A 12,161-nucleotide genomic window follows, 5' to 3' on the forward strand; every position below is an offset into this window, starting at 1 on the left:
CGTTTCAACGCAAATTGCAGCCGGCTCTGAGGTAGTCCTCCAGCGGCCGGTTTGGGCGGAAGGGTTCAAGGTTCCATTCCGGTTTGTCATGGGCAATACGCATGTGGCAGACCATCTGTTGGGTCATGCCGCCGTTGTCATTTTGCACCCACTGCCAATCGCTGCTGAATTTTTCACGCATTTCTCGATCCGCAGCATTTTCCGCATCCGCTGACGGGTTCGCCTTCACTGCCCGGGCGCAATCTGTCGGCACCAGGCCAAGTGCCCATTCCCTCTTAGGTGGATTGACATCGCTGCGCTCGAACCAGTGGCCGGACACGAAGTAACGTGCGCAGATCACATCACCGAGCTTGGCCTGGGACGCTTCGACATAGTCGAAACGGGCATCGCGCCCAGGTTGTGGCAGTGTCAGGGTAATGATCGGGACGAATGTTCCGGTCTCCTGATAGAACCTGCGTTGAGCCTGCTGCGCTTTGGGCAACCCCAACGGCCTGTCGTGCAGATAGAAAAATGCCTGGATCGGCAGACGGGTCGGGATATCCATGTCCCAGGTCTCTGCACGCAATTCGTTGTTCTGTTTGTAGGGTGTGGCCGGCAGCAGTGCCGTGGCCCCCACTCCAGCGTTGAAGCCGCTTACCGCGACCTGCCCCAATCCGCTGACGACCGAAAAGCCGCATTGTCGGCCGGGATGATTGCCGTAGTTGGCAAGCCAGCCTTGGGCTGTGCTGATGCCCTGCAAGTGGCAGGCTCGACTGCTGGCTCCGCCCACTTGTGACGGCCCACAGCCCTGCTCGGAGCGTGTTTGCTGCCCTCCATCGGCTGGAAAGAAGCACAGCACCTGCAAGGCTTGGATACCTGTCGGTCGGTCGTCACCGGGGTAGATGATATAGCCGTCGGTATCGTTGAAGGCCAGGCGGTTGAAAGTGGCATTTTTGGCCAGATACATGTAGGCCGTGCCGCCGTTGGCGCGCTCTTCGGGTGAGGGGTTCCAGCTTTTTTCCTGATTCAGGTGGGTCGTGCCTCGAAGGATCACGCCGGCGCACAGGAACCGAGGTTTATTGCTGCTGCCGCAGTTGACGGGGGCGTCATCGTAACGCGCCTGCAGCGCCGTTGCCGTTTCCGGCCCGGAGGACGCCACTGCCACCGTGTGGCCAAGAGCCAGGCTTACTGCAAGCACGCTCAGCTTCAGTATGACGGGGTATGGATACATGGCGGATCCCTTGCAGGGTTGATGGTGTCGTTAGCGCCCTGTCAGCGCGGCGCCCGAGCGGCGCTGCACCGACCGTAAGTAAATGTGCCTAGGGCGGCAACTGGTAAAAATGTCAGCTGAAGCTCAGGGCCGATCTGCCGAGTCGACCTATCAGTTTTGTCAGGTGTGCGGTGCGTCCATTCTTGCTAAGTTTTTTTGCAGCACTGCGATAGCGAACGAACAGGTGAACCCTAAACAGGGTGCCCTCGAGGCTGAGGGGTACTGTTTTGGCCGAAGAGTTACACACCCTGGCCGTCCGGATCGCTTTGCAAGTTTTCCGAATAACGAGTTCGCTAATTCATGCGCTGCATGAATTCGCCCGCGAGAACGTGTGCCTGTGATTTGATAACTTCAGCGGTTATTCAAATAGCACGTGCAAGGTTACTTCAAAGGTAAGCTGACACTACGGAGTTCTACCATGACCGCAGATAATACAGTGATTCAACGCAGCAGTGTTCAGGTGAAGCCCGGTGCGCGCTCGATCAAACTTACCCAGGATCCAGGCATTCTCGACCTCCCCGAGATGAAGATTTCTGGTCTGATCGACGATGTAATATTGCCGGTGGCTGATCAGGATAAAGACCTCCAGGTGGTTATCCCCAATTGGCCTAGTAGCGAAGAGGACTACATACTCGTTCTGACGTGGAATGACCAGGAGCTCACTGGCCCAGAGGCACAACATCAAATTACTGCCGCTGAGAAAGCGGATCCTGACTTCGAATTCGTGTTGACCTTTCTCGCGTCTAATTGGGACTCGGTCGCGGAGGGGCACGATGTCACCTTCACGCTCGGCTATAACAGTATTCCTTTCCCGGACCCTGACGGTGATCCTGGTCCTACCCGCCTGCTGCGCATCGATAAGCTGCCACCGGGTGGCAACACTCCTGAAACACTTGCAGCTATCGAGTTCCCTCGTTCGGTCGAGGCCAGTAATCGAATTCTCCTCAGTGATTTCGTGGCAGACAAGTTGCCGGTACAGATCAAAGGGTACGTCAATCAAGAATCAGGAGACCTCATTACCGTCACCGCCAGTGACGGTACCCAAGACGTGACATTCGGACCGTTCACCGTCACGAATTCGGGCCGATATACAGACGCAGAGTTTGAACTTTCAAAACTGCAAGCGCTGCCGGACTTGGCGCCTATCACCTTCACCTATGAGATCGTCGATAAAGCCGGCAATCGTTCGATCGTATCGCAGCCGCGTGTACTGGAGCTTTTGCTGAAAAATGTTCCGGTCAACCCTCTGCCTACGCCGATCGTACCGATCTTCGACAGTGAAGGTCTGATTCTGGACGAGCATGCCCGAGCTGGGGTCGTGGTCCAGATTCCTCTGTTCCCCGAGGCCTCGGTCGGTGACCAGATCACAGTGATTTGGAGTGGGCAACGGGCCGATCCGGCGCAGATTACCACCATCCCCATTGTCGAGCCTTTGCTTGAAGTGATGTTGCTCTACAACCTGCTCATCCTTGGCAAGCATACTGGCTCGGTCGACGTCACCTACGAGCTCTGGCGCAGTGGTTCTCTTATCGGTACACCCACTGTACCCGCTGTGGTCGAGGTCGAACTGCGGGTTCCGGGAGGTACGGATCCTGATCCAGAGACCCCAGAACACGAAAAACTCAAACCGGCAGATATCGTCGGCGGCGATTCGAAAGTAAAGAATGAGCTCTCGCCTGAAGACTTGAAAATTGACGCCACACTGTTCATTTCTCCTGAAACGGTCGATGGCAATGTTCTTTTCGAGGCTGGCGACCGCTTGGCCTTGCTATGGGGCTCACAAACACCTCACCCGCTTGACTCAGTCACGGCGGGCGAAGCTTCGGGGGCCGTTGATCTAGAGCGCCCCGTACCTTCGGCTCTACTGTTGGCCGAAGGCAGTGGCGAGGTGTCGATGAGCTATACGGTCACCCGGCCATTCGGCGCTGGCGGGGAGACGAACACTTCGCTCTCGCCCGCTCAGACTGTGAAGGTGCTCAGTGGCGCCGATCTGCCTGGCGGGGGAACTCCACCCGCAAAACCGGTTTTCACGCGGCTGAACGCAAACGGTGCCATTGGACGCGCGGAAGCCGCATCGGACCTGCCGTTGCGAATCGACGCGTACATCAATATGGCGGTCGGCGACATCGTCGTGATTTATTTGAGGGCGGACGATTCACCGAACAGTAGACCAGGGACGGATATTCCGGCGGCGACCGATACCTTGCCGCCGATCACCGTCGTGCAGAAACATATCGATCAGGGCTATATCACGGCTGAGGTTCGGCGAGCATGGGCGTTCATAGTGTGCCGCGGCTCTGCCACGCCTTATTACACCGCCACCAATCCAAAACTCACACCCGTGACGCCGGTGAAGTCGGAGGCGAATCGGACGCCTGTAGCCGTCCGGGAAAGTTCATCGCCCACCTGCCCGATCCCTACGCGTTGAATCGATTGTCTCCTGCGTAAACGCCTTCCAGGCTTGTGCAGGTCACCGCTCGATGAACGTATCTGACAACGCGGCCGCCGGTCGAGCCGGCGGCCAGCGTCAGGAGCTGAACATGAACCATGATCGACCACTCTCGTCGGTGCAGGCTACACGCAGGGCGCCTCCCCGTCTCCCACCGCCCAGCATCCCTGCCGCCCATGAGGGCCGCGGCGTGGGCCAGCACCTGTTGGACGATGAGCGACGCCCGCTCGCGGTGACGGTGCTGGCGGTGCATCTGGAGCCAGACGACATCATCACGCTGTATTGGAACGGTGTGCTCCTGGAGAGAAAGATTTACCTCCCCGCGGATGGGTCGCAAATGACATTTCTGGTCGCACCGTCGCGTATCCCCGAGGGCAGCGGCCGCGTGCACTACACTTGGGAAGATCCATTGGCCCCCATACCCGATGAGTCCACGCCGCTGGATGTCATGGTCAAGCGCGAGGTTCCGGGCGGCGTCGATCCTGACCCTTTCACTGAGATAAACGAAAACCTCACAGCGCCCGGGGGCATCCCCCCAGTGATCGATGCCAACCAGGCAGCCAAAGGCGTGGATGTCATCATCGACTCTTACGAGAACCGACAGGTAGGAGACATCGCCTGGCTCAGTTGGCACGGCGAGATGGTGCGGGTGGACGTTCCCTCGGGTGTTCAGTCTTTCACGATTCACGTCGATCAGGACGTCATCGCGCGGGCGGGCGATACCGACCAGTTGGTGGTGCGCTATGAGATCCGCGATGAGGTCAACAACCGCTCGAAATGGTCACCCTCGGCCGGTGGCGTGGTGGATCTGGGCGGTGGGACGCTGGATGCGCCTCGCGTTCCCAGTGCCGACGACCAGGGGCGTGTGGACTATGAAGCGTTGACTGGCGACTTGGACGTGGTGTTGGGACCCTATCCGGGTATCAAGCTCAATGATGTGTTGATTCTCACCTGGAAGGGCGAAAGTGCAGGCGGCGGGACGCTGCCAGACTTCAACCTCCTGCATACCGTAGTGGCCCAAGACTTGATCACTGGCGCAGTCGTAAAGGTGCCGAAAGACGAGGTGGCCGCAGTGCTGCAGGGGCAAGCGCGGCTCAGATACCGGCTCCTCGCAGGCGCCAACCCGGTATCTCGAAGCACGAGCATCCGGGTGGTTGGGCGCATTTCGCTCGCGGCGCCCAGAGTGCTGGAGGCCGACAATTCGACATTGGACCCTGTCGCGGTACCGGCGCACGGGGCCAGTGTGAGGATTGAGCGGTACGCCAGCATGGCAGCAGGTGACCTATTGCTCGTTGAATGGATAGGCAAGACCCGCTCTGGAGGCGTCAGTTATCACAACCGAACTGTCACCGTGAAGGAAGTTCAGGTGGGCAAGCCCATCGAGCTGCTGTTTGACAAGGCCGTTGTCCAGCATATCGCCGGAGGCTCGCTCGAACTCTACTACACGCTCACCAGTATCGGTGGCGCCATCTCGATGTCTGGCAAGCAGAGCCTGACGGTGAAAGAGAGTTCACCCATGCCACGTCCTGAGGTACGCGATGCTAAGGGCGATGTGCTGGATCCCAAGGATGCGCCCAACGGCACGACGGTGATCTGCCGCAAAGGTTTGTTCGCGGCGGGTGACGAGCTTGAGATGTGGTGGGAAGGCCTCACACAGACTGAGGGTGATGATACCTATCGTGAGCAACGATCCCTTACCGGTAATCAGGCTCAACAGGATCAGGCGTTCGAGATCGATCCGAAGTACATCACCCGCAATATCGAGAAAGACGTCAAGGTCTATTGCCGGATGCTCAACCGGCCATTGGACTCCGATATCTTCACGCTGAAGATTCGAGCATTGTCCTCCGAATTGGCGGCCCCGACAGTCAAGGAGGCTGCCGGTAGCCTCCTAGACCCCATGCAGGCGCGCAATGGCGCACACGTGACGGTGAGCTACCCAGGTATGCAAGTGGGTGATCTTATCGAGGTCAGATGGCGAGGGGTCGATGCGCCACCCGTGCAACCGGTCTCTGGAGAGGCTTCGGGTTCCGTTGACGTCCTGATTCCGGTCGCCACGGTGGGTAAGAGTATTGGTCGATCGGTCCAGGTTAGTTTCATCCGCACCCGAGATGGGATTGCCACTGCATCGCAGGTGCTGGAGTTGGTAGTCGATGACCTCGATAAGAACGTGCTGAGCGAGCTACGACTCGATCATGTCAACAATGGGCAATTGGATCTGGATTCGTTTACGGGCAGCCCTTTGCTGCGTGTCGAGCCTTGGCCCTTCATCGCGACAGGTCAGCGTTATTGGCTGGTAGGAACTGGCGAGAAAGCGGACGGCAGCGCTTATCGCTACGAGTTCAGGTCGCATATCCCCGTCGTCGCAGCACAGGTCAGCGATGGACTGGCGATGGAGGTCTATCGAAACGAACTGGAGACGCTGGCGTCCGGTAAGCCGTTCACCTTGAACCTCATGGTCAATTTCCAAGGCGAAAACGATCCATTCAACGCCCAGGCGTTCGAGCCCTGTGAGGTAGTGGTTACAGGCGGGGTGGGGGTGGGCGATCTGCCTGAACCGGTCGTAACCGGTAGTACCGGCAACGTGCTGGACCCGATTAACGCAAGGACAGGTGCGCGGGTGCGGGTCTCCTATCCGCAGATGACGGCCAGTGACCAGATCACACTCAGTTGGAAGGGCGTAGCGGGGGCCGGAACGCCATCGATCAGTCCAGTCCCTGGCAACACCCGTGGCTACGTCGATATCGACGTGCCGGCCAGCGCGGTCGGGGCCAACATCGGCAAGAGCGTCGAGGTGAGTTACATCAGGACGCGTAGCGGCTCCACACGTAATTCGCAGGTGCTGAGCTTGCGTATCCAGTATCTCAATGCCCGGAATCTGGAGCGCCCCACGCTCGATGAAGCACGCGAAGGTAAACTGGATCTGGACCGCTTCGTGGGGAATCCCACATTACGCGTCAAGCCCTGGCCATTCATCGCTGAAGGACAGCGTTACTGGCTTGTGGGCACCGGCACGCTCAAAGGCGGCGGCGACTTCGATCACGTGTTCCGCCAGAACGTCTCGGTTACAGCGGCTGAAGTGAGTGCTGGCCTGGTCATTACTCAAATCGAACGATCAGAGCTTGAAAAGCTCGAGCTCGACAAACCTCTGCGTCTGACACTCAAGGTCAACTTCGCGGGCACCAATGATTTTGCGCAGACGCAGGGCTTTCCGGTGCTGGAGGTACTTGTCACCGATGGGGCGGGCGCTGGCGATCTGCCTGAGCCTGAGGTTGACGGTGCGCCAGCTGGGGTACTCAACCCGATACTTGCCAGGGCCAAAGCGGTGGTGAAAGTTGCGTATCCAGCAATGGTGCAAAGCGATCAGATCACGTTGCAGTGGGTGGGGGTCTCAGGGCCTGGTACTCCGACCATCGCGCCTGTCGCAGGGCGCTCGGCGGGTTTCGTCAATATCGATGTGCCGGCCACGGCTGTAGGCGCCAATATTGGCAAGACCGTGGAAGTCAAGTACACACGCAGTCGGGGTGGCAATGACCGGGACTCAGGTGTACTGCCGCTGAGAATTCAGTACCTGCAATCGACCGACCTGAAAACAGCCGTACTGGTGCAGGCGGTCAATGGCGAGCTTGACCTGAAGAGTTTCACCGGTGATGCCCAATTGCGCGTTGAGCTCTGGCCATTCGCCGCGGTGGGGCAGCGCTACTGGCTCGTAGGGCGTGGCACGCTGAAAACGGGCGGGGATTATCTGCACGCATTCAGGACCAACGTGACCCTCAACGCCGATGATGTCAAAAACGGAAAACTCGAGCTCCCCATCCAGCGAAGCCAGTTGACCTTGCTCAAGATGGGTGAGCAGTTGAGCCTGACTTTGCAGGTGAACTTCGAAGGCGTCAACGACTCGTCCAATGTGCAGAACTTTCCGCCGACGCGGGTCACAGTCGTGGAGAAGAGTCTGCAAGTTCCAGAGGTCCAGAAAGCCACTGGTGCAAACAAAGACCGACTGGATATGAACGATTTCTACTCCGCATCCAGTGTCAGGGTGACGGTGCGCAGATATGCCGGCATGGCTGCTGGCGACACGGTGATGTTGCGCTGGCTTAATCCACGCTCGGCGTGGCGCTCTGAGATTGTCACCGTGGGGGCGCTGATCGATCTCATTTTCCAAGTGCCAAGAATGGAGCTGATCGACTCGATCGGACAGACCGTACCGGTCAATTACACCGTCCTGCGCAGTGGCGGTGCAAGCCGGGAGTCTTCCGATGTGTTGTCGTTGGTTGTTGCGCGACAGCCGATTCTGCTGGAGCCACCCAGCTATGCCGCAGCCAGCCGCACCGTCACGGTGCGCTATGCCCAGGCTGCTGCGAATCACACGGTCAAGGTCCGTTGGGATGGCGTACAGCTCAGGGAAACGGATATCAAGTTGGTAAACCCTAACGGTACTGAGTTCGTGATCAATCAAGCCTGGGTCACCGAAAACGCAGGGAAAACGGTGCTGGTGAACTACAGCATCTATCGCCAACTGCCCACGGAGCGCTTGCTTTTCTCGCAGGTGCTCAGGCTGAAGCTGTAAGCGCACGTCAATCCGAGGCGACTCATCCGTCCTGATCCTGTTCGGGGCCAGGACGGGATGGCACTCAAGGAGCTTTCATCATGAACATAAGGTCATGCGTTCGGAGCGTGCTCTTGCTAGTGAGTATCTTGACGCTCGGCGCTTGCAGCACCCTTCGCACTGCGTCTGATGACACCCAGGACACAGGTGTCACCATGACTACCAGCGGTATCTCCGCGGCCGACTTCACCGTTCCGGCACCACTGCTGGTCCAAGGGCAGGTCATCAACCGTCAGCATACGCTGGGGCTTAACAATTTCACCGACTATGTGACGGTTCACGTCAGCTATCCCGATATGGCAGTCGGTCACGTGGTCGGGTTGCGCTGGAAAGGGGCGGGCGAGTTCAGTGCTCCGACGCAACGGGTCAGCAAGATTGGCACTCTGGTCTTCAGGATACCCAAGGCGGAGATTGCCAAGGATACTGGTCGTACGGCCCGATTGACGGCCAGCGTGGGGGGAGAAGGTATACCTTCGCTGATCATTTCCGATCCGCTGACGGTAGCGGTACAGGATGATTTGGCCCTGCCGATCCCCACGCCTGTGGTAACAGGGCTCAATGCCGAGGGTGAGTACGATCTGAGCCAGGGCGATGCACGGGTGGTTGTCGATTACCCCACCATGAAAGTGGGAGACACTATCAGGGTGCTCTGGAAAGGCAAGCTGTCTCATTGGAGTCCTGTGTTCACGGTGCAGCAGGTAGGGCCCGCGACGCTGAGAATCTCCACCGCTCAGATGGCCGATGACGCCGATAGCGCCGCGGTAGTGAGTGCCAGTGTAGGCGCGGGCGGGCCTTTGCTGATTTCCCAAGGGGTGAGCGTCAAGGTGGTGGGAGAGCGGCTTACCATCGCTGCACCCACGGTGACCGAAGCGACCCCGGGACGACTGGATCTCAACGATGTGGCGGACAAGGTGACGGTGGTCTTCGACGATCCGGGAACGATTGCAGGTTCGACGATACGCGTCCTGATCAAGGGTAAGACGGAGCATCTGACGCCCATCGTCACGGCCGCCGGCCCGGGTCCGGTGACCTTTCAGGTCGATCGCAGCGTGTTTCTCCAGGACAAAGATGGGGAAGTCCGGTTGACGGCTAGCCGTGGGGGCAACGGGACACCGATCGTGGTCTCGCCGCCATTGACAGTGGCAATCGTTCAACCCACCGGCGCCGATATCCTTGCCCGCCTCGATGCGCTCTACAACAGCGTCGGTGCATGTGCCAACAATCGTGCGGCGTTCTACTGCAATGGCGTAATAGTACGTTCAGTGGATAACGGCAATTTCGATCCGTGGGATCCGAGCAGCAGCCAGATCGAAATTGGCGGCACGTCATTCTCCTATATGCGCAAGGATGCCGTGGTTCGCGATACCTATCGTGCAGCGGGCTTCATTTTTGCCCCCCTGGACGAGGCCGAAAAGCTGGGCAAGTCGGTGCAGCCGCTGTGCATCTATCCTTTTGATGCCGGAACGGGCAGGGATCAGGCCCTCACCAAAGGTTGCGGCTCGCGCGGCATTCCCAGCACAAGCCCTACCGACTTGAGTACCTGCGCCATGACGGCGCCTCCAGCGACCACGCTCGCGACGTGGCAGGCGTTTACCCTCAACATCCCCAATCAGTCCCGCCAGTGCTCCTTGAGCGTGCAGGTCCCACAGCAGTTCGAACTCACCCAGGAGGCCAGGCGCAATCCTACGACCAATCTCAACAATGCCTGGAACGAACTGATGATCCAGACGTGGTCAGCCGGCTCAGGATTAAAGCTCCCTATCGTGGCGTTCTTCTACAAGGCTGGTCAGGCGGCCAGCCTGGCTGATGCCAAGGTCTTCCAGCAGAAGTTCCGAAACCAAACCCAACGTTGGGTTCCGCTGATCTCAGTCAACTTCCAGGATCAGGCCGCCCCGTTCACCTATAACCCAGCGGATCAAGGCGTGATGCCATGAAAGTCACTCTGTGGATAGCCATGCTCAGCTCAGTACTGCTCATGGCAGCGGGATGCACGGATAAGGGGCAGGACGTAGGCGTGCGCGAGAACGCGGACCTCGCGCGTTTCGAGGTGCCGGCGCCGATCCTGGTCGAAAGTCGCGATCGGGTGATCGGTCTTGACAGTTTCGGTGATCAGGTCAGCGTGCATGTGAACTATGCGTCGATGGTTGCAGGCCATACCGTTGGCTTGCGCTGGCGCGGTCAGCAGTCCCATGACCTGCCGGTGCAGAAGGTCGAAGAGGTCGGTACGCTGGTGTTCAAGGTGCCCAGAAGTGTGGTCCAGAGCGATGTCGGCACCACCGTACGAGTGACCGCCAGCGTCGGTGTAACGGGCTTGCCGTTGATCATCTCTAAACCGCTCGACGTACAAGTCGTGCAGTCGTTGCCTTTCGACATTCCTGCACCGAAGTTGGTCGGGATTGGCCCGGGGGGCGACTATCTTCCAGGTAACGGTGACGCGACGGTCGAAGTCGACTATCCCGCCATGAAACTGGGGGATACCGTCGGCCTTAAATGGATGGGCCGCGTGACCAGTACGCTGCCCGTGCAGAAGATTGGGACCATCGGACCTGTACTGTTCAAAGTACCGCCGAGCATCGTCGACCAGAATGTCGGTAGCGCAGTGATGATCACGGCGAGCGTGGGAGGCGATGGTAATCCACTGCGTATTTCCCAGGCGGTCAGTGCACGGATACTGGCGCCGTCGCCGATAGCCGCGCCCATCGCCGAGCAGGGGGTGCAGGGCGAGCTTGATCTCAATCGGATCGGTGTCAGCACTCCGATCAAGGTAGACGGTTCAGCGCTGCGCCGCGATGACATCGTCGGACTGCGTTGGCAGGGGGTAGACCGCCTGGAGCCGCCCACGCAACGCTATGACGGCACCGGGGATATCCGCTTCCAGATCAACAAGGACGACGTCGCCAAAAACGTGGACAAGACCGTGCGCATCACCGCGAGCCTAGGGCGAGAGGGTAAACCTTTGGTGATATCCGCACCTTTGGATCTGAAGATCGTCAAATCCGCCTTGCCCCCTGGTGAGCTCGTCGCTGCGCGGTTGAACGAACGTTATCGGGCGCTACCTGCGGCTTGCGCCGGCAATACCCCGGCCTATTACTGCAGTGGCGTGATAACGCGGGGCACGAACAACGACGCCTTCGATCCCTGGAATCCAAGTCCGGGTTCGCAAAGGCTGGGATCGGTGTCGTTCTCATTCAGCCGCATGGATTCCCATACCCCCGGTCTGTTCGGACGCAGCGGTTTCATCTTCACGGACCAGGAAACCGCCATCGCTCAAGGAAAGGCCCAGACCTTGCGCTGTATCTACCCTTACAACGCAAGTACTGCGAGCAACGCGATCAATAACGGCTGTGGGTTGCGCACCTTCAGCGTCGTCGACCAGAGCTCCTGCGCCGCAATCAACGTCACCACCGCCGCGCAGTGGGTCAGTCACGCGCGTAGCGTGCGTGACTCAGGCTACCAATGTTCGCTCAGCACCCAGGTGCCCTCTCAGTTCCTGGCCGCCTTGCAAGCCAGGGCCACCTCGTTGCCCAACATGCATTCTGGCTGGAACGAGATACTCATCCAGACCTGGCCTCAGAACATCGGCGAGAAACTGCCTATCGAAGCCTTCTATTACATTGCCGGCAAGGCCGGAGGCGGGGCGGACGCCAAGGTGTACCAGACAAAGTACAAGGCCCGTACCCATCTCTGGGTGCCAGTGATTCGGTTGGATGAGAGCCAGTATGGCAAGGGCGATCCGTTCACCTATCACGCTGCAGACCAGGCTGAGCAACCGTAAAGGGCGTTGCAGACCCATGGATTCATTAAAAGGCCAGGAAAATTCCTACATAAATGATCTCAAAGGATCTGGATAATCC

General features: G+C 58.8%; 5 protein-coding genes. 4 read left to right on the forward strand and 1 reads right to left on the reverse strand.

Going from position 1 to position 12,161, the window contains the following annotated elements:
- Window positions 1–4 precede the first annotated feature (4 nt).
- Window positions 5–1,210, reverse strand: a complete 1,206-nt coding sequence (locus tag ACK2SD_RS05985; RefSeq protein WP_412461616.1) for a DUF2599 domain-containing protein — start codon at window positions 1,208–1,210, stop codon at window positions 5–7.
- Between the two features lie 457 nt (window positions 1,211–1,667).
- Here ACK2SD_RS05985 and ACK2SD_RS05990 point away from each other — a divergent pair, with 457 nt between their 5' ends.
- The 4 genes from ACK2SD_RS05990 to ACK2SD_RS06005 all read left to right on the forward strand — a co-directional run bounded on the left by ACK2SD_RS05990 (window position 1,668) and on the right by ACK2SD_RS06005 (window position 12,082).
- On the forward strand, window positions 1,668–3,677 hold the full coding sequence (locus ACK2SD_RS05990) for a hypothetical protein (RefSeq protein ID WP_412461617.1): 2,010 nt from the start codon (window positions 1,668–1,670) through the stop codon (window positions 3,675–3,677).
- Window positions 3,678–3,729: 52 nt separating this feature from the next.
- Window positions 3,730–8,268 (forward strand): hypothetical protein, encoded by a 4,539-nt coding sequence (locus ACK2SD_RS05995; protein ID WP_412461618.1) that lies wholly within the window; start codon window positions 3,730–3,732, stop codon window positions 8,266–8,268.
- Between the two features lie 194 nt (window positions 8,269–8,462).
- Window positions 8,463–10,241 (forward strand): hypothetical protein, encoded by a 1,779-nt coding sequence (locus tag ACK2SD_RS06000; RefSeq protein ID WP_412461619.1) that lies wholly within the window; start codon window positions 8,463–8,465, stop codon window positions 10,239–10,241.
- Window positions 10,238–12,082 (forward strand): hypothetical protein, encoded by a 1,845-nt coding sequence (locus ACK2SD_RS06005; RefSeq protein ID WP_412461620.1) that lies wholly within the window; start codon window positions 10,238–10,240, stop codon window positions 12,080–12,082. Before ACK2SD_RS06000 ends, ACK2SD_RS06005 begins: the two co-directional genes overlap by 4 nt.
- Window positions 12,083–12,161 lie beyond the last annotated feature (79 nt).

The organism is Pseudomonas sp. SC11, assembly GCF_047039205.1.
Classification (GTDB): domain Bacteria; phylum Pseudomonadota; class Gammaproteobacteria; order Pseudomonadales; family Pseudomonadaceae; genus Aquipseudomonas; species Aquipseudomonas boreofloridensis.